The 19572-nt window shown below is 73.5% G+C and carries 22 protein-coding genes and 2 tRNA genes; 9 read left to right on the forward strand and 15 right to left on the reverse strand.

The genetic code is table 11. From position 1 onward, the window contains the following. The 5 genes from G6W55_RS16965 to G6W55_RS16985 all read right to left on the reverse strand — a co-directional run bounded on the left by G6W55_RS16965 (position 1) and on the right by G6W55_RS16985 (position 3904). The gene (locus tag G6W55_RS16965) at positions 1–759 is read right to left on the reverse strand and encodes an SDR family NAD(P)-dependent oxidoreductase (RefSeq protein WP_175521684.1); all 759 of its coding nucleotides are present in this window, start codon (positions 757–759) and stop codon (positions 1–3) included. A 2-nt stretch (positions 760–761) separates the two neighbouring features. Further along, positions 762–1940 carry an acyl-CoA dehydrogenase family protein gene (locus G6W55_RS16970; RefSeq protein ID WP_175521685.1) on the reverse strand — a complete coding sequence of 393 codons (1179 nt, stop codon included), beginning with the start codon at positions 1938–1940 and terminating at the stop codon, positions 762–764. 110 nt (positions 1941–2050) lie between these two features. Beyond that, positions 2051–2623, reverse strand: a complete 573-nt coding sequence (locus G6W55_RS16975) for a TetR/AcrR family transcriptional regulator (protein ID WP_175521686.1) — start codon at positions 2621–2623, stop codon at positions 2051–2053. Positions 2624–2672: 49 nt separating this feature from the next. Beyond that, positions 2673–3659 carry an aldo/keto reductase gene (locus G6W55_RS16980; protein ID WP_175521687.1) on the reverse strand — a complete coding sequence of 329 codons (987 nt, stop codon included), beginning with the start codon at positions 3657–3659 and terminating at the stop codon, positions 2673–2675. Positions 3660–3830: 171 nt separating this feature from the next. Further along, positions 3831–3904: transfer RNA gene (locus G6W55_RS16985), tRNA-Pro, on the reverse strand. A gap of 101 nt (positions 3905–4005) precedes the next feature. Here G6W55_RS16985 and G6W55_RS16990 point away from each other — a divergent pair. The 3 genes from G6W55_RS16990 (at position 4006) to G6W55_RS17000 (ending at position 6295) form a co-directional block, all read left to right on the forward strand. Continuing rightward, a complete protein-coding gene (locus G6W55_RS16990) occupies positions 4006–4527 on the forward strand; it encodes a DUF309 domain-containing protein (RefSeq protein ID WP_175521688.1) in 522 nt (173 codons plus the stop codon). 60 nt (positions 4528–4587) lie between these two features. Then, the gene (gene cobF / locus G6W55_RS16995) at positions 4588–5361 is read left to right on the forward strand and encodes a precorrin-6A synthase (deacetylating) (protein WP_175521689.1); all 774 of its coding nucleotides are present in this window, start codon (positions 4588–4590) and stop codon (positions 5359–5361) included. A 142-nt stretch (positions 5362–5503) separates the two neighbouring features. Continuing rightward, positions 5504–6295 (forward strand): methylenetetrahydrofolate reductase, encoded by a 792-nt coding sequence (locus G6W55_RS17000; protein ID WP_175521722.1) that lies wholly within the window; start codon positions 5504–5506, stop codon positions 6293–6295. A 13-nt stretch (positions 6296–6308) separates the two neighbouring features. On the opposite strand, the gene G6W55_RS17005 is transcribed toward G6W55_RS17000, so the two are convergent. After that, positions 6309–7082 (reverse strand): sulfite exporter TauE/SafE family protein, encoded by a 774-nt coding sequence (locus tag G6W55_RS17005; RefSeq protein WP_175521690.1) that lies wholly within the window; start codon positions 7080–7082, stop codon positions 6309–6311. 81 nt (positions 7083–7163) lie between these two features. Here G6W55_RS17005 and G6W55_RS17010 point away from each other — a divergent pair, with 81 nt between their 5' ends. Both G6W55_RS17010 and G6W55_RS17015 read left to right on the forward strand, forming a co-directional pair. Then, positions 7164–7964, forward strand: coding sequence for an alpha/beta hydrolase (locus G6W55_RS17010; protein ID WP_175521691.1), 801 nt, complete (start codon positions 7164–7166; stop codon positions 7962–7964). Between the two features lie 87 nt (positions 7965–8051). Beyond that, entirely contained in the window at positions 8052–8528 is a 477-nt protein-coding gene (locus G6W55_RS17015; protein ID WP_078636093.1) for a Dps family protein, read from the forward strand. On the opposite strand, the gene G6W55_RS17020 is transcribed toward G6W55_RS17015, so the two are convergent. Both G6W55_RS17020 and G6W55_RS17025 read right to left on the reverse strand, forming a co-directional pair. Then, a complete protein-coding gene (locus G6W55_RS17020) occupies positions 8518–9777 on the reverse strand; it encodes an amidohydrolase (RefSeq protein WP_175521692.1) in 1260 nt (419 codons plus the stop codon). The genes G6W55_RS17015 and G6W55_RS17020 overlap by 11 nt on opposite strands. A 19-nt stretch (positions 9778–9796) precedes the next feature. Continuing rightward, positions 9797–10660: a Cof-type HAD-IIB family hydrolase gene (locus G6W55_RS17025; protein WP_175521693.1), complete on the reverse strand. Its 864-nt coding sequence runs from the start codon at positions 10658–10660 to the stop codon at positions 9797–9799. A 187-nt stretch (positions 10661–10847) separates the two neighbouring features. Between G6W55_RS17025 and G6W55_RS17030 the strand changes: the two genes are divergently transcribed. Genes G6W55_RS17030 through G6W55_RS17045 form a run of 4 tightly spaced genes read left to right on the forward strand, consistent with a single transcriptional unit; the run spans position 10848 to position 14378 of the window. After that, a complete protein-coding gene (locus tag G6W55_RS17030; RefSeq protein WP_175521694.1) occupies positions 10848–12251 on the forward strand; it encodes a glutamine synthetase family protein in 1404 nt (467 codons plus the stop codon). A 1-nt stretch (position 12252) separates the two neighbouring features. Then, entirely contained in the window at positions 12253–13401 is a 1149-nt protein-coding gene (locus G6W55_RS17035; protein ID WP_175521695.1) for an amidohydrolase family protein, read from the forward strand. Between the two features lie 24 nt (positions 13402–13425). Beyond that, positions 13426–13956, forward strand: a complete 531-nt coding sequence (locus G6W55_RS17040; RefSeq protein ID WP_030790736.1) for an NUDIX hydrolase family protein — start codon at positions 13426–13428, stop codon at positions 13954–13956. A gap of 5 nt (positions 13957–13961) precedes the next feature. Further along, complete coding sequence (locus G6W55_RS17045) at positions 13962–14378, forward strand: (2Fe-2S) ferredoxin domain-containing protein (protein ID WP_175521696.1); 417 nt, start codon at positions 13962–13964, stop codon at positions 14376–14378. A gap of 97 nt (positions 14379–14475) precedes the next feature. Here G6W55_RS17045 and G6W55_RS17050 read toward each other — a convergent pair. The 7 genes from G6W55_RS17050 to tdh all read right to left on the reverse strand — a co-directional run bounded on the left by G6W55_RS17050 (position 14476) and on the right by tdh (position 19435). Next, a tRNA-Pro gene (locus G6W55_RS17050) sits at positions 14476–14549 on the reverse strand. 92 nt (positions 14550–14641) lie between these two features. After that, positions 14642–15001 (reverse strand): MmcQ/YjbR family DNA-binding protein, encoded by a 360-nt coding sequence (locus G6W55_RS17055; RefSeq protein WP_175521697.1) that lies wholly within the window; start codon positions 14999–15001, stop codon positions 14642–14644. A gap of 30 nt (positions 15002–15031) precedes the next feature. Continuing rightward, positions 15032–15553, reverse strand: coding sequence for a GNAT family N-acetyltransferase (locus G6W55_RS17060; RefSeq protein WP_175521698.1), 522 nt, complete (start codon positions 15551–15553; stop codon positions 15032–15034). Then, the gene (locus G6W55_RS17065; protein ID WP_085206952.1) at positions 15550–16134 is read right to left on the reverse strand and encodes a helix-turn-helix domain-containing protein; all 585 of its coding nucleotides are present in this window, start codon (positions 16132–16134) and stop codon (positions 15550–15552) included. Before G6W55_RS17065 ends, G6W55_RS17060 begins: the two co-directional genes overlap by 4 nt. 46 nt (positions 16135–16180) lie before the next feature. Further along, complete coding sequence (locus G6W55_RS17070) at positions 16181–17083, reverse strand: LysR family transcriptional regulator (RefSeq protein WP_078636083.1); 903 nt, start codon at positions 17081–17083, stop codon at positions 16181–16183. Positions 17084–17178: 95 nt separating this feature from the next. Then, complete coding sequence (locus G6W55_RS17075) at positions 17179–18372, reverse strand: glycine C-acetyltransferase (protein WP_078636082.1); 1194 nt, start codon at positions 18370–18372, stop codon at positions 17179–17181. Positions 18373–18406: 34 nt separating this feature from the next. Beyond that, positions 18407–19435 (reverse strand): L-threonine 3-dehydrogenase, encoded by a 1029-nt coding sequence (gene tdh, locus G6W55_RS17080; RefSeq protein WP_175521699.1) that lies wholly within the window; start codon positions 19433–19435, stop codon positions 18407–18409. Positions 19436–19572 lie beyond the last annotated feature (137 nt).

Raw genomic sequence — 19572 nt, forward strand, 5'->3', positions numbered from 1 at the left:
CTACCTCGGGGCCATGCGCAGCGCGCCGTCCATCCGGATGGTCTCGCCGTTGAGGTAGTCGTGGTCGACGATCGCCAGCGCGAGCTTGGCGTACTCCTCGGGCAGCGCCAGCCGGCGCGGGAAGGGCACGCCCGCCGCGAGCCCGGCGCGGAACTCCTCCGAGACGGTCGCCAGCATCGGCGTCTCCACGATGCCCGGCGCGATGGTGCACACCCGGATGCCGTACTGGGCCAGGTCACGGGCGGCGGGCAGGGTCAGCCCGACGACACCGCCCTTGGAGGAGGAGTAGGCGGCCTGGCCGATCTGGCCGTCGTAGGCGGCGATGGAGGCGGTGTTGACGATGACGCCGCGCTGGCCGTTCTCGTCGGCCTCGGTCTCGGCGATGGCCTCGGAGGCGAGCGCGAGCACGTTGAAGGTGCCGACCAGGTTGATCTGGATCACCTTGGCGTACAGGGCCAGGTCGTGCACGCCCTTCTTGCCGAGGATCCGGGCGGACGGGCCGATCCCGGCGCAGTTGACGACCGTGCGCAGCGGTACGCCGGAGCCGGCCGCGGTGGCCACGGCGGCGCGGACCTGCTCGGGGTCGGTGACGTCGGCGGGGACGTAGGTGATCCCCTCGACCGCGGGCGCCTTGTCGACACCGTCCTTGAGGTCGAGGGCGAAGACCCGGGCGCCGGCGCCGGCCAGGGCCTTCGCGGTGGCCGCGCCGAGGCCGGACGCACCGCCGGTGACAAGGGCGGCGGTGTGGGCGAGCTGCATCATCACTCCTTGCCGAGGACGGTGAGCACACCGCCCTCGTTACGGTCCAGCGCACGGGAGATGATCATGCGCTGGATCTGGTTGGTTCCTTCGAAGATCTGCATGACCTTGGCCTCGCGCATATAGCGCTCGACGGGGAAGTCGCGCGTGTATCCGTACCCGCCGAGGACCTGCACCGCGTCCGTGGTCACCTTCATGGCATTGTCCGTGGCCACGAGTTTGGCGATCGACGCCTCCCGTGTGAAGGGCAGCCCGAGGTCCTTCAGCCGCGCGGCGGCCAGCGCGGTGGCCCGCGCCGACTCGATCGCCGCGCCCATGTCGGCCAGTACGAAGGCCAGCCCCTGGTGCTCGATGATCGGCTTGCCGAAGGTCTCCCGCTCGCGGGCGTAGCGCACCGCGTGGTCGAGGGCGCCCTGGGCGAGACCGCAGGCCACGGCGGCGATGCCGAGCCGGCCGTGGTCGAGGGAGGCGAGCGCGATCTTCAGACCCTGCCCCTCCTCCCCCACGAGCCGGTCGGCCGGCACCCGGACGTCGTCCAGCCGCATGGTGGCCGTCGCCGAGCCGGTCAGACCCATCTTCCGCTCCGGCGGATCGGCGCTCAGCCCCGGGGTGCCCGCCGGGACCAGGAAGCAGGAGATGCCGTGGGTGCGGTCGTCGGAGGTGCGGGCCATGACCGTGTAGAAGTCGGCGTAACCGCCGTGCGTCGTCCATGCCTTGGCGCCGTCGAGGACGTACTCGTCGCCGTCGCGGACCGCGCGGGTCAGCATGGCCGCCGGGTCGGATCCGGCGTGCGGCTCGGACAGGCAGTACGCGCCGAGCAGCTCGCCGGCGAGCATCTCGGGCAGCCAGCGGCGGCGCTGCTCCTCGGTGCCGAACCGGGCCAGCGGGAAGCAGGACAGGGCGTGCACCGAGATGCCGACGGCGACGCTCGACCAGACGGCGGCGACCTCCTCCAGCACCTGGAGGTACACCTCGTACGGCTGACCCGCCCCGCCGTCCTCCTCGGCGAACGGCAGACCGAGCAGACCGCTGCGGCCGAGGAGGCGGAAGACGTCCCGGGGGAAGGTCCCGTCCGCCTCCGCGTCGGCCACCCGGGGTGCGAGTTCCTTGGCGGCGAGGGTGCGCGTGAGCTGGATCAGCTCGACGGCCTCCTCGGTCGGCAGGGCACGAGTGGCCGGCATGGCGACCTCCACGGTAGTACTGGAAGTGATACTGGAGTGCGTACGAACGTATCATTCACAGTACTGCACCTGGGCGTGCCACAGCCAGACGAAACCGGGGATCCGCGAGGTCAGGAGGTGACGGCGTGCACGATCAGGGAGGCGAGCTGCTCGTACGCCTCGGCGTCGGTCAGCCCGGTGCGGGCCTGGAGCTCGCCCTGTTGGATCTGGCGCATGGTCGCGGCGGCGACCTCCCCGACGAACGCGGTGTGCACGTCCCGGAAGGCGCCGCCGGACACCCCCTCGGCGATCAGCCGGCGGACCCGCTCGGCGGCCATCCGCGTATTGGCCTCGTAGACCTCACGCGCGGGCGGGAAGTCCGCCACGTCGTCCAGGAACCGGCGGGAGAGCGGGCGGAGCTGCTCGGCCACCGCCGTCAGATACACCCGGACCCGGTCGGACGGCTCGACGGTCTGCGCCACCCGCTTCTCCACGGCCTCGGTGGCCCCGCGGAAGTAGTGCTTGACGGCCTCCACGACCAGCCCCTGCTTGCTGCGCGCGAGCTGGTACAGCGTGGTCTTGGAACAGCGCAGCCGTACGGCGAGGTCGTCCAGGGTGAGGTCCGAGAACCCCTCCGCCGTGAGCAGCACCACGAGTCGTTCCAGCAGGTCGGCCTGGCGGGCGGTGCGGCGGGTGGACGGCATGATCCCAGCCTAACCGCCCTCCCCGGCGCACCCCCTCCCCGCCAACGGTTCAGTGCACGCCGTCGAGCCGGGCCCGCTGGTCCGCCGTCAGCTCCAGGTCCACGGCGGCGAGGTTCTCCTCCAGTTGGGCCACCGACGACGCCCCCGCCAGCGGGACGATCGGCGCCTCACCGCCCAACTGCCAGGCCAGCACCACCTGGTTGACGGTGGCGCCGGTCTCCCGGGCGACGTCCCGCAGCACGGCGAGCCGGGCCGGGGTGCCCGGGTGGTCGTAGTCGGCGGGCAGCGGCTTGTCCTGCCGTACGTAGGCGCCGGCGAGCAGCGGCGAGTAGGCGACCAGGGTGAGGGCGGGCTCGGCCCGCAGATAGCCGAGGAGTTCGGGACCCGCGTGCCCGAGGCTGCCGTCGGGGAACAGCTCGCTCGGCACGTCGAGACGCGGGCGCAGATGGCTGTGCTGGTACTGGAGCACCTCGTAGCCGGGCAGCCCGGCCGCGGCGGCGAGGGCGCGGGCCCGCTCGACGCGCCACATGGCCTGGTTGCTCACCCCGAGCAGCCCGACCGTGCCCTCCGCGACCAGACCCGCGAACGCCTCGACGGTCTCCTCCTGCGGGACCGTGTGGTCGTCGATGTGCGCGTACAGCAGGTCCAGCCGCTCCACCCCGAGCCGCTCCCTGCTGCGCTCGGCCGCCTCCCGGATCACCTTGGCGGACAGGCCCTCAGGGTTGTCGGTGTAACTCGTGCCCGGGGCGAGGGGCCGGGCGCCGACCTTGGTGGCGATGACGATCTCGTCGCCGACACCCCGGCTGCGGCGCCAGCGCCCGAGGAGTTCCTCGCTCTGGCCGCCCTGACCGCCGTCCACCCAGAACGCGTAGTTGTCGGACGTGTCGATGAAGGTGCCGCCGGCCTCCACGTACCGGTCCAGGATCGCGAACGACGTCCCCTCGTCCGTCAGCGACCCGAACAGCATCGCGCCGAGCGCGAGCACGCTGACCTCGCGGCGGGTGGCGGGGTCGGTGCCTATGGTGCGGTACTTCATGAAGATTCCTCCCGTGAGGCCCGGATCCGCCCCTCGGCTCCGGCCCGCACGGGAGTCTTTCTGTTGAAGCGCACGCGAAGGCAAGCCCAAAAGTCCGCCACAGAGCCGCAGAAACGAAAAAGGCCGCCTCGGATCTCTCCGAAGCGGCCTCACGACTCGCGTGTCCGCAAGTCGGGACGACAGGATTTGAACCTGCGACCCCTTGACCCCCAGTCAAGTGCGCTACCAAGCTGCGCCACGTCCCGGTGCGCGGTCCCCGCGGCCGAGGCCGTGTGATCGCGCGGACAGCACTTTACCGCACCCGGGGCGGTACCCCGAAGACGGCCTCGGGCGGGACACTGGTCGTATGAGCGGTGCGGCGAGCGGGGACACGGGGACACGGGACCGGGACGGCGAGGGGCGGGCGCGGAACGCGCGGCCCCGGGACGGGCTGGGACGGCCGCTGCCGTACGGCGCGGCGGGTGTGGAACGGCAGCCCGAGGGTGTCGTACGGACCCCGGCCGAGACCGTGGGCGAGGCGCAGGCGCTGCTGGACGCGGGGAAGCCGTTCCACGCGCACGAGGTGTTCGAGGACGCCTGGAAGTCGGGGCCCGAGTCCGAGCGGGCGCTGTGGCGGGGGCTCGCCCAGCTCGCGGTGGGCCTCACGCACGCGGCGCGGGGCAATGTCACGGGCGGGGTGCGGCTGCTGCGGCGGGGCGCCGGGGCCGTCGAGGAGTGGGCCGGGAACGGCCCGGACCGGGCGCGGCCGTACGGTCTCGACCTCGCGGGGCTGACCGGCTGGGCGCGCGCCCTGGCGGCGGAGGTGGAGCGCACGGTCGCGCCGGTGGACGCGGCGGCCCGCGCCCCGCGGCTGTGCGGCGACACCTGACCCGTGCGCGCGGCAGACTCGGGGCCGTGTGACCCCCGCGCGTGCGGCAGACTCGTGGCCGTGCGAAAGATTCATGTCATCGGTATCGGCGCGGGCGACCCCGACCACCTCACCCTCCAGGCCGTCAAGGCCATGCGGAGCACGGACGTGTTCTTCGTCCTGGACAAGGGCGAGGTGAAGAGCGATCTCACGCGGCTGCGCACGGACATGCTCGCCGCCCATCGGCCCGAGGGCGGCTACCGCGTGGTCGAGGCGAGGGACCCCGAGCGGGACCGGCGGGCGGACGGCGCGGCCTACTCCCCCGCCGTCGACGACTGGCGCAGCGCCCGCGCGGCGATCCTCGGGCGGCTGATCGCCGAGGAGCTGGGCGAGGACGAGAGCGGCGCGCTCCTGGTCTGGGGCGACCCCTCGCTCTACGACAGCACGCTGGCCGTCCTGGAGGAGGTGCTGGCCGGCGGCACGGTCGCCTTCACCTACGACGTCGTGCCCGGCGTCAGCAGCGTGTCGGCCCTGCTGGCCCGGCACCGGATCCCGCTGAACCGCGTGGCGCGGCCCGTGCAGATCACCACCGGCCGACGGCTCGCCGAGGGCTTCCCGCCGGGCGTGGACGACGTGGTGGTGATGCTGGACGCCCACCAGACCTTCCGGCGGTACGCCGAGGACGACATCGACATCTACTGGGGCGCCTACATCGGCACCCCGGACGAGATCCTCGTCTCGGGCCCGATCGCCGAGGCCGGCCCCCGCATCGAGCGGCTGCGCGCCGAGGCGCGGGAGCGCAAGGGCTGGATCATGGACACGTATCTGCTGCGCCGGAACCCGGGACAGCGCTGACCCGCGCGTTGTTAACCTCCCCACAAAAGCCGCGCATCCGCCGTCAGGAGCCCGCGCGATCACGCACCCTTCAGGGGTGAGCGAGATCCTGACGACGACCGCGCCGCCCGCGCCCCGGCTCCTGGACGGCTTCTCCCTGGAGATGACCGGCAAGGACGTGGCGCATCTGGAGGCGGCCCGGGAGGCCGTTCCGCCGGGCACCCGGGTCAATGTCGCCTTCCTCGGCACCGAGACGCAGGAGCTGCGGCTCGCCGCCGTGCGGGCGGCGGCCCGGCTGGGCTTCGTCCCCGTCCCGCACCTCTCCGCGCGCCGGCTGCGTTCCCGGGCCGAGCTGGCGGAGTTCCTCGCCGCGCTCCGCGAGGCCGGCGCCACCGAGCGCGTCTTCGTCGTCGGCGGCGACCCGGCCGTCCCGCGCGGCCCGTTCCCGGACACGCTGTCGGTGCTGCGCTCGGGGCTGCTCCAGGAGTACGGCGTCCGGCACGTCGGCGTCAGCGGCTATCCCGAGGGCCATCCGGCGATCGACGGGCCGGTGCTCTGGTCGGCGATCGAGGAGAAGGCCGCCGTGCTGCGGGAGCAGGGGCTCGACGGCAGTGTGATCACCCAGTTCGGCTTCGACGTCGAACCGGTCCTGACCTGGGTGGAGGAGCTGCGCTCGCGCGGGGTGGACCTGCCGGTGCGGGTCGGGGTGCCGGGTCCCGCCGGGGTGCGGCGGCTGCTGTCGTACGCGACCCGGTTCGGGGTGGGCACCGGCGCGGGCATCGCGCGCAAGTACGGGTTCTCCCTGACGAACCTGATGGGGACGGCGGGGCCCGACCGGTTCGTCCAGGACCTCGCCGAGGGGTACGACCCCGTCCGGCACGGCGATCTCGGGCTGCACTTCTACACGTTCGGCGGGCTCGCGGCCACGGCGGACTGGGTGGCGGCCCGCGCCTGAGCCCGCCCTCGCCTCACCGCAGAAGCAGGTGGACGCCGCCCAGCACCGTCGCCGCGATGACGAGCTGCTCGAACAGCCGCTGGTCGATGCGGTGGACGGCCCACTTGCCGAGCAGCGCGCCGGGGACCACGAAGGCGACGAGCGCGGCGTCCAGCAGCAGCGAGCGGCCGTCGATGAGACCGAGGCCGACGCTGAACGGCACCTTCGACACGTTCACGATGAGGAAGAAGAACGCCGAGGTGCCGAGGAAGCCGAGCTTGCGGAAGCCCGCGGACAGCAGGTACATCGACATCACCGGGCCGCCCGCGTTGGCGACCATCGTGGTGAAGCCGCCCAGGACGCCGTAGGAGCGGGCCTTGATCCGGCCCGAGCGGGTGACCACCGCGTCGGGGCCCGGGGCCGACTCGGCGGTGCGGCGGCGCCACAGCGTGACCGCGGCCATCAGCAGCAGGATCGCGCCGATCGAGGTCCGTACCGCGCCGTCGCCCGCCCACTTCAGGAAGAGCGTGCCGAGCACCACCCCGGCGGCGACGGCCGGGAACAGCCGCAGCAGGGTGGGCCAGTGGGCGTGTCGCCGGTAGGTGAGGACGGCCAGGACGTCCCCGGCGATCAGCAGCGGCAGCAGCACACCCGTGGAGGCGCGGGCCGGCAGGACCGCGGCGAAGATCGCGAGGCTGACCGTGTTGGCGCCGCTGACGGCGGTCTTGGAGAAGCCGACGAGCAGCGCCGCGAGGGCGAGGGCGACGAACTGCCAGCCGGTGATGTGCCACAACGTCATCGTGTTCATGCGGAGGCCGATGGTACGCACATCTAATGTCCACCGTACGGGGGACCCCACCGACCATCCGTCCGCACCATCGGAGGCGCCATGACCGAGCACGTCCTCACGGGCACCCGCGGCAGACTCGTCGCCCACGAGTGGCCGCACCCCGATCCCCGTTACATCGCCCTGCTGGTGCACGGGTACGGCGAGCACGCTGGCCGCTACGCCGAGATCGCCGGCGTGCTGAACCGGCACGGCGCCGCCGTGTTCGCGCCCGACCACCTCGGGCACGGCAGGTCGGACGGCGAGCGGGTGGTGATCGAGGACTTCGAGGACGTGGTCACCGATCTGCACACCGTGGCCCGCCTCGCCCGGAGCGCCCGTCCCGGGCTGCCGGTCGTCGTCATCGGCCACTCCATGGGCGGGCTGATCGCCGCCCGCCACGCCCAGCGCCACGGCTCGTCCCTGGCGGCGCTCGTCCTCTCCGGCCCGGTGCTCGGCGTCTGGGAGCTGCCGGGCCGGCTGCTCGCCCTGGACGAGATCCCGGACGTCCCCGTCAGCCCCGCCGCGCTCTCCCGCGACCCGGCCGTGGGCGCGGCGTACGCGGCGGATCCGCTGGTCTGGCACGGGCCGATGAAACGGCCGACGCTGGAGGCGTTCGTCCGGACCCTGGAGACCGCGGCCGGGGCGGGTGACGTGGGCGAGCTGCCGCTGCTGTGGCTGCACGGCGAGGACGACCGGCTCGTGCCGCCGCCGGGGAGCAGGACCGGAGTCGAGCGGCTGGCCCCCGGCCCGCGCACCGAGCGGATCTACCCCGGGGCCCGCCACGAGGTCTTCCACGAGACGAACCGGGCGGAGGTCTTCGCGGACCTGATCCGTTTCCTGGACGGCGTGCTCACTCGCTGAGACGGCCCGGCGGGGGCCCGTTTGCGCCGGTGGGGCGGGGGCACTCGGTCGCCGACCGCGTGGACGCGAGCAGGAGGAGTAATACGCATGGCTGTCGTCAAGAGCCCCCTTCCCGAGCCGGCCCGGCAGGTCACCTACGACGCCCTCCAGAGCACGCTGGTGGATCTTCTCGGGCTGTCGCTGATCGGGAAGCAGGCGCACTGGAACATCGTCGGACCGCGGTTCCGCTCGGTCCATCTCCAGCTCGACGAGGTGGTCGCGGCGGCCCGCGGGTTCGCCGACACGGTCGCCGAGCGGGCCTCCGCCCTCGGGCTGCCGCCCGACGGCCGGCCCGAGACCATCGCCTCGGCCTTCACACTGCCCAGCCCGAAGGACGGCTGGCTGCGGGACGAGGAGGTCGTCCAGGTGATCGCGGAGACGCTGGGCGCCGCCATCGGGCGGCTGCGCGAGCGCATCACCGCCACCGAGGAGGCGGACCCGGTCACCCAGGACCTGCTGATCGGCATCACCGCCGAACTGGAGAAGCAGCGCTGGATGTTCGAGGCGGAGAACGTCACGAGCTGAGCCGCGCGAGCGCGGCCGACACCAGGGTGCGCGCCCCGGGCACGAGCACGGAGGTGTCCGGGGCGAAGGACGGACTGTGGTTCCCGGGCACACCGGCGAGTTTCTCCGCCAGGTCCCGCCCGGGGGCCGCGTCCCACACGGCCGCCGGGGTCGAGGTCACGTACCAGTAGTCGTACGGCACTCCCGGCGGCGCGAGGAGGGAGAAGTCCTCGCTGCCCATGACCGGGCCGAAGTCGAACACCGTGTGCGCGCCGAACAGTTCGCGGTGCACGGCGGCGATCTCCCCGTCCAGGACGGGGTCGTTGACCGTGCTGGGACAGCCGGGGACCACCGTGATGCCGGGCGGCACCGGGCAGCCCGCGGCGGCGCACTCGCCCTCCACGATCCGCCGGACGGCGGCCAGGACGCGGTCGCGCACCCGGGTGTCCTGGGTGCGCACGTTCAGGGAGAGCCGGGCCTCGGCGGGGATGACGTTGGCCTTCGTCCCGGCGTGGAAGCGGCCCACGGTGAGCACCACCGACTCGCCCGCCGCGACCTCCCGGGCGACGACGGTCTGGAGCCGGGTGACGACGTAGGCGGCCGTCACCACCGGGTCCACGGTCGACTCGGGCCGCGATCCGTGCCCGCCCACCCCGTGCACGACGACCTCGATGTCGTCGGAGGCCGACAGGGTCAGACCGGGGGTGTGCGGGAAGAAGCCGGCGAGGCCGGGCGCGACATGCTGGCCGAACAGCGCGTCGGGGCGCGGGAACCGCTCGTGGATCCCGTCCGCGACCATCGCCTCCGCCCCGCCGCCCGCCTCCTCTGCGGGCTGTCCGACGACCACCAGCGTGCCGGACCAGGTCTCGCGGGCCGCGGCGAGCGCCCCGGCGGCGGCCGCGAGCCAGGTGACGTGCAGATCGTGACCGCAGGCGTGCATCACCCCGTCGACGGCGGAGGCGTACGGCAGCCCGGTCGCCTCGGGCACCGGCAGGGCGTCCATGTCGCCGCGCAGCCACACCACCGGGCCGTCGCCACGGGTGAGGACCGCGACCACGCCGGTGCGGGCGACGCCCTCGGTCACCGTGTACCCGGCCGCGCGCAGCCGGTGGGCGAGCCGGGCGGCGGTGCGGTGTTCCCGGAAGGAGAGTTCGGGGTGGCGGTGCAGGTCCCGGTAGAAGTCCTCCAGATCCCCCTGCGCCAGGTCCGAGGTGATGTCACCGGCCAGCCGCGCCACGGCCGCCGCCGCGCCGGTGCCGTCTGCGCTCATGTCGCCTCCCGCCGCCGTCCTACCCGGGCGGGAGGCCCAGCACGCGCGTGATGGTGCGCAGCACCCCGTCGTCGTTGTTGGAGGGGGCCAGATGGCGGGCCCGGCGCACGACCTCGGGGTGGGCGTTGGCCATGGCGAACGACCAGTCGGCGGCGTCCAGCATCTCCAGGTCGTTGAGGTAGTCGCCGAACACCATGGTCTGGGCGGGGGTGATGCCCAGCTCCCGCTGGAGCCGGCGCAGCGCGGCGCCCTTGTTGGCGGTGCGGTTCATGACGTCGACCCAGTGCTCGCCGGAGACCACGACCTGGTGGGTGGCGGCGAACGCGGCGAGCGCCGGGGCGGTGGTCTCCTCGGCGGCCCCGAAGTCGAACAGCGCGACCTTGATCACGTCGTCGTCGACCGCGGTGACGTCCTCGACGACCTCGCAGCGCAGGTAGTACTGCTCCACCTCGGCCAGGAAGGCCGGGTCGGAGCGCTCGACGTACGCGGAGCGCTTGCCGCAGACCACGGCGCCCAGGTCGGTCCCGGCGGCCGCGAGCCGCCGTACGGTGCCGACGAGGCGGGCCACGACGTCCGGGTCCAGCGGGTCGGAGCTGAGTTCCACGCCGTCGCGCACCACATAGGTGCCGTTCTCGGCGATGAACACCATCCCGTCGGCGACCTCCGCGAACTGGGCGGCCAGGGTGGCGTACTGGCGTCCGCTGGCCGGGCTGAAGAGCACACCGCGCTCGCGCAGCAGGGCCAGCGTGTCCCACAGTCCGGCGGGCGGCCGTTTGTCGTCGTCCAGCAGCGTGCCGTCCATGTCGGTGACGACCAGCCGGATGTCCGCGGCGTCCGGCCCGGGGCCGGGGGCGGTCGGGCGGGGGGCGTGCGAGTAGGGCATGTCCTGCTTCCTGTGCTGCGTCCGGCGCCGTCCTGCCGCTGCGCACCGGCCGGACCGTCACCCTACCGGGGGACCCCGAAGCGGTCGGGACGGCGGTGACCGGCCCGGCCTGATGTGCTGTTCCGGCGGGCCCGGCAGCCGTGAAAGCCTGACGGACACCGTACGGACGACCGATCGTGGAGGACGTATGACGACCCTGGCCGACCCCGTCCCCGGGGGCCGCCCCGGCGAGGTGGAACGGGCCGGCGCGCTCGCCGGGGAACTGTCCGCGCGGGGCGTCCACGGCGTCGTCCTGTCGTACGTCGACACGGCCGGGGTGGGCCGGGTGAAGACGGTCCCGACGGTCCGGCTGGAGCAGGCGGTGGCCTGGGGCGTGGGCATGTCCCCGGTGTTCGACACGTTCCTCGCGAACGACCGCATCGTCACCACCGAGGTGCTCGGCTCCCCGGACGGCGATCTGCGGCTCCATCCCGACCTCGACCGGCTGGTGGCGCTGGCCGGGCAGCCGGGGTGGGCGTGGGCGCCCGTCGACCGGATCACCCAGGACGGCGACCGGCACCCGGGCTGCTCGCGCACCGTGCTGCGCCGGATCGTCGCCGACGCGGCGCGGGAGCACGGTCTCGCGTTCCGGGCCGGTATCGAGATCGAGTGGTCGGTGGGCCTGGACTCGGCGCCCGCCGGGGAGTTCGTCCCGGCGACGACCGGTCCGGCGTACGGGGCCACCCGGCAGGTCGAGCTGAGCGCGTACACCGCCGATCTGCTGGCCGCGTGCGCGGCGCAGGGCGTGGACGTCGAGCAGATCCATCCCGAGTACGCGCCGGGCCAGTTCGAGATCTCGGTGGGTGCCCTGGACCCGGTGGCGGCGGCCGACCGCAGTGTCCTGGTCCGCCAGACGATCCGGGCGGTGGCGCTGCGGCACGGGCTGCGGGTCTCCTTCTCCCCCGCCGTCACCGCCGAGGGCGTCGGCAACGGCGGGCACGTCCACCTCTCCGCCTGGCGCGACGGCGTCAATCTGCACGCCGGGGGCGCGCGCCGGTACGGAACGACCGCCGACGCGGAGGCGTTCGCCGCCGGGATCCTGGACCGGCTGCCCGCCCTGACGGCGGTGACCGCGCCCAGCCCGGCCAGCTATCTGCGGCTCAAACCCTCCCAGTGGGCGGGGGTGTTCACCGCCTGGGGCCTGGAGACCCGGGAGGCGGCCCTGCGTCTGGTGCGGGGCACGGCCGGCGCCCGCGAGCGGCAGGCCAACGTCGAGGTGAAGCCCGTGGACCTGGCCGCCAACCCCTATCTGCTGCTCGGCGCGCTGATCGCGGCCGGTCTGGACGGGATCGCGCGGTCCGCCGTCCTGCCTGAGGAGACCACCGGCGACCCGGCCGCGCTCCCCGCAGCCGAGGCGGCGGCGCGGGGCGTACGGCGGCTGCCGACGTCCCTCGCCGACGCCGTGACCGCGTTCCGCGCGGACGAGGTGCTGCGGGGCGCGCTCGGCCCGGTCCTCGCCGACGCGGTGACCGCCGTACGGCAGGGCGAGATCGCCGCGGCCGACGGGCTGGACGACGAGCGGGTGGCCGCCGCCTACCGCTGGGTGTACTGAGATGGCCGAGGGCCTCGTCCACGAGGCGCTCGCGGACCTCGAACTGGTGGATCACCACTGCCACGGCGTGGTCACCGCGCCGCTGGACCGGCCGGACTTCGAGGCACTGCTCACCGAGGGCGGACGATGGCCCGGCACCACGACCTTCGACACCCCCGCCGGGGTGGCCGTCCGCCGGTACTGCGCGCCGGTGCTCGGTCTGGAGCGGCACGCGCCCGCCGACGTCTATCTGGCCCGGCGGGCCGAGCTGGGCCCGGCCGAGGTGAACCGGCGGTTCCTCGCCGCGGCCCGCACCGGAGTGTTCTGCGTCGACACCGGGTACACGCCGCAGCCGCTCACCACGCCCGCCGAACTGGCGTCGGCGGCCGGGGCGGTGGCGCACGAGGTGGCGGCGTACGAGGTGGTCCGGCTGGAGTCCGTCGCGGAGGCCGTGGCCGGGCGGGGCGTCGACGCGGGCGGCTACGCGGACGCGTTCCGGTCGGCCGCGCTGGACGCGGTGCGCCGGCCCGGGGTGGTCGGCGTGAAGTCGGTCGCGGCGTATCGCACCGGCTTCGTGCTGGACCCGGCCCGGCCCTCGGACGCGGACGTGACCCGGGCGGCCCGGCGCTGGCTGGCCCGCGGCGGCCGGCTCGACGACCCGGTCCTGGTACGGCATCTGCTGTGGACGGCGGTGGACCTCGGGCTGCCGCTCCAGCTCCACACCGGCTTCGGCGACCCCGACATCCGGCTGCACTCCGTGGATCCGGCCCATCTCACGGACTGGCTGCGCCTGATCGCGGGCACGATCCCGGTGCTGCTCCTGCACTGCTGGCCGTACCATCGGCAGGCCGGCTATCTGGCCGCGGTGTTCGAGCAGGTGTACCTGGACGTGGGGCTGACCCTGCACCACGTCGGCCCCGCGCGGGCCCGGGCGGTCCTGGAGGAGGCACTGGAGATCACACCGTTCCGCAAACTGCTGTACAGCTCCGACGCCTACGGTGTGGCGGAGTTCTACGGGCTGGGCGCGCTGGCGTTCCGCCGGGGTCTCGGGGAGCTGCTCCAGGACCGGGTGGACGCCGACGAACTGGCCCCGGCCGACGCGTTGCGCCTGGCACGCTGGGCCGCGGCGGACAACGCCCGCCAGGTCTACCGGCTTCCCGACGGACACTGAAAGTATGATCAAGCAATGTCAGACATGACCGAGACCACGCCCGGTTGGCTGAGTCAGGACGAACTCGAACTGACCCGCGCCCGGATGCCGATCCTGTACGTCGAGGCCGTGCCCGTGCGCGTCGACGAGAGCGGCGAAGTCACCAGCATCGGACTGCTGCTGCGCATCGGCCCGGACGGCAATGTCAGCCGCACCCTGGTCTCCGGCCGGGTCCTGCACCACGAGCGGGTCCGGGACGCCCTGCTGCGCCATCTGGAGAAGGACCTCGGCCCGGTGGCGCTGCCGCGGGTGCCGACCTCGCTCCAGCCGTTCACGGTGGCCGAGTACTTCCCGACCCAGGGCGTCACGCCGTACCACGACCCGCGGCAGCACGCCGTGTCGCTGGCCTACATCGTGCCGGTGTCGGGCGACTGCCGGCCCCGGCAGGACGCGCTGGACCTGGTGTGGTTCAGCCCCCAGGAGGCGGTCTCGCCCGCGGTGCAGAGCGAGATGCCGGGCGGACACGGCTTCCTGCTCCGCCAGGCCCTGTCCCACGTCGGCCTCTCGGCCTCCTGACCGGGATGGTTCCAGGCCAACGCACGCTGATCGGCGCCGCCGGCGGCCGCCCCTGCACGCTCGTGGTGTGCCGGGGCTGCTGCTGCGGCGACGCCCGCAAACACCCCGGCTACGACCACGCCGGGCAGCTCGCCCGGCTCCGCACGGCGGCCGCCGCCTCCGACGGCGCCTTCCAGGTCCGTACGACGGACTGCCTCGGCCCCTGCGACCAGGCGAACGTCATCGTCGTCCAGCCCTCCACCGCGGGCCGCCGCGCGGGCGGCCGCCCCACCTGGGTCGGCTTCGCCACGAACGACGCCTCCACCACCGAACTCCTCACCTGGGCCACAACAGGCGGCCCGGGCGTCGCCCCACCCCCACCGACCCTGGAATTCCAGTTCGTGGGCCCCCCGAGAGCAGCCAGGGTCCGCAGCCGCCGCTGACTTCGGGGCGCCGTGGCCGTCTTGACCGCCGCCCGGCAACGTCGGAGGGCCACACCGGATTCCTCCGGTGCGGCCCTCCGACTCACGTCTCCGTAAGTCGGGACGACAGGATTTGAACCTGCGACCCCTTGACCCCCAGTCAAGTGCGCTACCAAGCTGCGCCACGTCCCGTTGCCCGTCTGACCTGGGGTTTCCCCTGGCCGGACGTGCAGGGAAACAATACCGCACTCGGGTCGGTGGTCGCGCATCCGTTTTAGGGGCGGTCACTCCGGGGCGGGCAGGCCCAGGTCGGGGTGGGACTCCAGGAGGCGGGGCGGGGCCGCCTGGCGCCAGGAGTCGGCGAGGATGTCGCGCAGTTCCCGTTCGTCCTCGACGGCGGCGAGCCGGGCGCGGACCCAGGCGAACTGGGCCTCGTGGTCCGCGATCCAGAACTTCTCGGGCTCGGCGAGCACCAGTTCGTCGCGCTCCTCCTTGGGGCAGCGCACCGCGAGGGACGTCTCGTCCTCGGGCAGGGTGGCGAACATCTTCCCCGCGACCCGGAACGTGGGCATGCTCCAGGCGGTCTTCTCGGTCGTGTCCGGCAGGGAGAGGGCGACACGGCGTACGTCTTCTGCGTCGGGCATGCTCCGCACGGTAGCGGCTGCCACTGACAGTCACCCCGGGGCGACGCTCTTGTAGTACAGGCTGGTCGGCCGGAGGACGCCGTCCGGGCTCGCCGCGTAGTCGGGGATCACCCCGGCCAGGGTCCAGCCGGCGCCGCGGTAGAGCCGTTCGGCGGGGCTGTCGGTCTCGGTGTCCAGGTGGAGCAGGGTGACCCCGGCGGCGACGGCGGCCCGCTCGGCGGTGTCGAGGAGGCCGCGGCCGAGGCCCTTGCCGCGCAGGTCGCCGTGGACCATCAGCTTGACCAGTTCGGCGCGGTGGCGGCTGTTGGGCTTGTCCGGGAAGGACAGGCCGACCGTGCCGACGACCCGGCCGCCCTCCTCGGCCGTCCAGACCGCGAGGTCACCGGCGGCCACCGCACGGGCCCGGTCCCGCCACCACAGGACGGCGTCGGCGTGGTCGAGGGGCGCGAGGAAGCCGATCGAGGCGCCGCCGCGCACGGTGTCGACCAGCAGCCCGGCCAGATCGGCGGCCCGGTCGAGGAGCCCGGCGGCGTCGAGGCGGACGGTCGTCACGGCAGCACCACCGCCAGCAGGTACCGCGCCTCCGTGTCGCCCGGGCACCGGAACCGGGTCGCCCCCCACACCCGCAGCCGCAGACAGTCGCCCGGGCCGAGCCGGTGGGCGGCGTCCCGCTCGGTCACCTCCAGGGCGCCCTCCAGGACCCAGATGTGCTGTTCCAGGCCGGGCACGGGCGGCCGGTCGTAGGCGAGGTCGGCGCCCGGAGCGAGCCGCGCCTCGACCAGTTCGCCGCGCAGCGCGGGGTGCGGCGGGGACACCGAGCGCCGTTCGAAGCCGGAGGTCCGGTCCAGCCAGACGGACTGGTCGGTGGCGCGCAGCAGCGGCGCGGGCTCCCCCTCGACCTCGCTGAGCAGCCGGGACATGGTCAGTCCGTAGACCTGGCAGAGCCGGTTGAGCAGGGCGGCGGTGGGGCTGATCTCGGCGCGCTCGGCCCGGGACAGGGTGGAGCGGCTGATGCCGCTGCGCTCCGCCACCTCGCCCAGGGACCAGCCGTGTTCGGCGCGCAGGATGGCCAGTCGGGCGGCGAGCCGGGCGTCGACGGCGTCGGGAGCCACCGCTCCCTCGGGGTGTCTCATATCCGGGACGCTATCCCTGATGTGCGACGGGGGTGTTACGTGCGTCTTACAGCACGGCGGCCTCGCCGAGAGCGTCCAGGACGGGCCGGATCAGGGGGTGCTCCTCCGCGCCCCGCCGTACGGCGGCGAAGACCCGGCGGGTGGGGGCCGCCTCGTCTATCGGGCGTACGACGACACCGGTGAGGTCCATGCCGCGCAGCGCCGAGCGCGGCACGAGCGCCACACCCGCGTCGGCACGGGCGAGGGCGACGACCGCGCGGAAGTCGTCCGAGGAGTGTTCGAGCCGGGGCAGGAATCCGGCGTTCTCGCAGGCCAGGACCACCACGTCATGGCAGGGGTTGCCGGGGTAGGGGCCGATCCACGGGTCCTTGGCCAGCTCCGCGAGCGGCACCTCGGGGGCGTCGGCGAGACGGTGGCTGACCGGGACCACGGCGTCGAACGGCTCGGCGTACAGCGGGATGTGCGCGAGCCGGGGGTCGTCGGCGGCCGGGGCGCCCCGGTACTCGACGGCGACGGCGACGTCCACCTGCCGGTCGAGGACCATCGGCAGGCTGGCGTCGCCCTCGGCGTCCTGGACGCGGATCCTGATGCCGGGCGCGGTGCGGGCGAGCCGGGCCACCGCGGGCGCGACGACCAGGGCGATACCGGTGGCGAAGGCGGCGACGGTGACCGTGCCGGCCTCCCCGGAGCCGTAGGCGGCCAGTTCCGCCTCGGCCCGTTCGAGCTGGGCGAGGACGGCATGGGTGTGGGCGAGGAGGATCTCGCCGGCCGGGGTGAGCCGTACGCCCTTGGCGCCGCGCTCGACCAGGCGGTGGCCGGTCTCCTGCTCCAGGGCGGAGAGCTGCTGGGAGACGGCGGAGGGGGTGAGATACAGCGCGGCGGCCGCCGCCGTCACGGTGCGGTGGTCGGCCACCGCACGGAGGATGTGGAGCCGCCGCGCTTCGATCATGGGATCGATTATCGCAATTTATCGGGGCCGTACGGACCACAGTGGGCCGTAGGCCCTGCGCAGCCCTCCGGCTCCGCTCAGCCCTCGAGTTCCGCTCAGCCCTCCAGTTCCGCGCGGGCCGCGACGAAGGCGTCCACCGCGCGGTGGACGTCCTCGGTGGAGTGCGCGGCGGAGAGCTGGACCCGGATCCGGGCCTGGCCCTGCGGGACGACCGGGTAGGAGAAGCCGATCACGTACACCCCGCGCTCCAGCAGCAGCTCCGCCAGCCGGCCCGCCTTCGCCGCGTCGCCGATCATCACGGGCGCGATGGCGTGGTCGCCGGGGAGGATCTCGAAGCCCTCCTCGGTCATCCGGCGGCGGAAGAGCGCGGTGTTCTCGGCGAGCCGCACCCGCAGGTCGTCCGCCGACTCCAGCAGGTCGATGACCTTCAGGGAGGCGGCCGCGATCACCGGGGCGAGCGTGTTGGAGAACAGGTACGGACGCGACCGCTGGCGCAGCAGGGCGACGATCTCGGCGCGGGCGGCGACATAGCCGCCGGAGGCGCCGCCGAGCGCCTTGCCGAGGGTGCCGGTGATGATGTCCACCCGGTCCATCACACCGTGCAGTTCGGGGGTGCCGCGGCCGCCGGGGCCGACGAAGCCGACGGCGTGCGAGTCGTCGACCATGACCATCGCGTCGTAGCGGTCGGCGAGGTCGCAGATCTCGCGCAGCGGCGCCACATAGCCGTCCATGGAGAAGACGCCGTCGGTGACGATGAGGCGGCGGCGGGCGTCCGACGCCTCCTTCAACTGCCGCTCCAGGTCCTCCAGATCACGGTTGGCGTACCGCATGCGGCGGGCCTTGGACAGCCGGATGCCGTCGATGATCGAGGCGTGGTTGAGGGCGTCGGAGATCACCGCGTCCTCGGGGCCGAGCAGGGTCTCGAAGACACCGCCGTTGGCGTCGAAGCAGGAGGAGTACAGGATGGTGTCCTCCTGGCCGAGGAACGCGGACAGCCGCGCCTCCAGCTCCTTGTGCACCTCCTGCGTGCCGCAGATGAAGCGCACGGACGCCATGCCGTAGCCCCAGCGGTCCAGGGCCTCGTGGGCGGCCGCGATCACCTCGGGGTGGTCGGCGAGGCCCAGGTAGTTGTTGGCGCAGAAGTTGAGGACCTCGCCGGGGCGGCCGCCCGCGGTGACGGCGACGGTCGCGGACTGCGGGGTGCCGATGACGCGTTCGGGCTTGTGCAGTCCGGCGGCGCGGATCTCGTCGAGGGTGGTCCGCAGGTCGTCGCGTACGGATTCGAACATGGGAAGCTCCTAAGGTGCTGCGCGGGAAGGGGAGTTACGCCGTCCAGTCCAGGATGACCTTGCCGCCCCTGCCGCTCGCGGCGTCCTCGAAGGCCGCCTCGAAGTCGCGGTGGCCGTAGCGGCCGGTGATCACGGGGGCGAGGTCGAGGCCGCCTTCGAGCAGCACCGACATGGCGTACCAGGTCTCGAACATCTCGCGGCCGTAGATGCCCTTGACGGTGATCATCGAGGTGACGATCCGGGCCCAGTCGACCGGGAACTCCTCGGCGGGCAGGCCGAGCATGGCGATCCGGCCGCCGTGCGTCATGTTGGCGATCATGTCGCGCATGGCCTCGGGGCGGCCGGACATCTCCAGGCCGATGTCGAAGCCCTCGCGCAGGCCCAGTTCGCGCTGGCCGTCGGCGATGGGCGTCCGGGCCACGTTCAGGGCGAGGCTGACACCGATCTTGCGGGCCAGCTCCAGCCGCTCCTCGCTCACGTCGGTGATCATGACGTGCCGGGCGCCGGCGTGCCGGGCGACGGCGGCGGCCATCAGGCCGATCGGCCCGGCGCCGGTGATCAGCACGTCCTCGCCGACCAGCGGGAAGGACAGCGCGGTGTGCACGGCGTTGCCGAACGGGTCGAAGATCGCCGCGATGTCGAGGTCGACGGGGACCCGGTGCACCCACACGTTGGAGGCGGGCAGCGCGACGTACTCGGCGAACGCCCCGTCGCGCCCGACCCCGAGCCCGACCGTGGCCCGGCACAGATGGCGGCGCCCGGCGAGACAGTTGCGGCACTTGCCGCAGACGAGGTGCCCCTCGCCGCTCACCCGGTCGCCGACGGCGATGTCGGCGACGTCCCGGCCGGTCTCCACGACCTCGCCGACGAACTCGTGCCCGAGGACGAGGGGGGTGCGGATCGTCTGCCGCGCCCAGCCGTCCCAGGCCCGGATGTGCAGGTCGGTGCCGCAGATGCCGGTCCGCAGGACCTTGATCAGTACGTCGCCGGGGCCGATGACGGGCTCCGGGACGTCCGTGAGCCACAGCCCGGGCTCCGCCTTCTCCTTGACCAGCGCCTTCAAGCTGTGGCTCCCGTGGGGTGAGGTCCCGGGCGCGGGCAGGCCGAGGCGCCCCGCGTCCGGGGAGGGGTGAGGATTCGGACAGCAATCTGCCGTATTCCGCGCACCCGGTCCATCGAGCTTTTCTTAAGCGCCGCGTC

Origin of the sequence: Streptomyces sp. CAI-85 (assembly GCF_013363615.1) — a bacterium.
Taxonomy (GTDB): Bacteria; Actinomycetota; Actinomycetes; order Streptomycetales; family Streptomycetaceae; genus Streptomyces; species Streptomyces antibioticus_B.

Bases quoted from the DNA above. Each gene is read 5' to 3' on its own strand.
- G6W55_RS17005 (WP_175521690.1), bottom strand. From the start codon at position 7,082: ATGAACACGATGACGTTGTGGCACATCACCGGCTGGCAGTTCGTCGCC.
- G6W55_RS17070 (WP_078636083.1), bottom strand. From the start codon at position 17,083: ATGATCGAAGCGCGGCGGCTCCACATCCTCCGTGCGGTGGCCGACCAC.
- G6W55_RS17025 (WP_175521693.1), bottom strand. From the start codon at position 10,660: ATGCCCTACTCGCACGCCCCCCGCCCGACCGCCCCCGGCCCCGGGCCG.
- G6W55_RS16980 (WP_175521687.1), bottom strand. From the start codon at position 3,659: ATGAAGTACCGCACCATAGGCACCGACCCCGCCACCCGCCGCGAGGTC.
- G6W55_RS16970 (WP_175521685.1), bottom strand. From the start codon at position 1,940: ATGCCGGCCACTCGTGCCCTGCCGACCGAGGAGGCCGTCGAGCTGATC.
- G6W55_RS17015 (WP_078636093.1), top strand. From the start codon at position 8,052: ATGGCTGTCGTCAAGAGCCCCCTTCCCGAGCCGGCCCGGCAGGTCACC.
- G6W55_RS17040 (WP_030790736.1), top strand. From the start codon at position 13,426: ATGACCGAGACCACGCCCGGTTGGCTGAGTCAGGACGAACTCGAACTG.
- G6W55_RS17010 (WP_175521691.1), top strand. From the start codon at position 7,164: ATGACCGAGCACGTCCTCACGGGCACCCGCGGCAGACTCGTCGCCCAC.
- G6W55_RS17035 (WP_175521695.1), top strand. From the start codon at position 12,253: ATGGCCGAGGGCCTCGTCCACGAGGCGCTCGCGGACCTCGAACTGGTG.
- G6W55_RS17075 (WP_078636082.1), bottom strand. From the start codon at position 18,372: ATGTTCGAATCCGTACGCGACGACCTGCGGACCACCCTCGACGAGATC.
- G6W55_RS17045 (WP_175521696.1), top strand. From the start codon at position 13,962: ATGGTTCCAGGCCAACGCACGCTGATCGGCGCCGCCGGCGGCCGCCCC.
- G6W55_RS17055 (WP_175521697.1), bottom strand. From the start codon at position 15,001: ATGCCCGACGCAGAAGACGTACGCCGTGTCGCCCTCTCCCTGCCGGAC.
- G6W55_RS16990 (WP_175521688.1), top strand. From the start codon at position 4,006: ATGAGCGGTGCGGCGAGCGGGGACACGGGGACACGGGACCGGGACGGC.
- G6W55_RS17000 (WP_175521722.1), top strand. From the start codon at position 5,504: ATGACCGGCAAGGACGTGGCGCATCTGGAGGCGGCCCGGGAGGCCGTT.
- G6W55_RS16975 (WP_175521686.1), bottom strand. From the start codon at position 2,623: ATGCCGTCCACCCGCCGCACCGCCCGCCAGGCCGACCTGCTGGAACGA.
- G6W55_RS16965 (WP_175521684.1), bottom strand. From the start codon at position 759: ATGCAGCTCGCCCACACCGCCGCCCTTGTCACCGGCGGTGCGTCCGGC.
- G6W55_RS17030 (WP_175521694.1), top strand. From the start codon at position 10,848: ATGACGACCCTGGCCGACCCCGTCCCCGGGGGCCGCCCCGGCGAGGTG.
- G6W55_RS17065 (WP_085206952.1), bottom strand. From the start codon at position 16,134: ATGAGACACCCCGAGGGAGCGGTGGCTCCCGACGCCGTCGACGCCCGG.
- G6W55_RS17020 (WP_175521692.1), bottom strand. From the start codon at position 9,777: ATGAGCGCAGACGGCACCGGCGCGGCGGCGGCCGTGGCGCGGCTGGCC.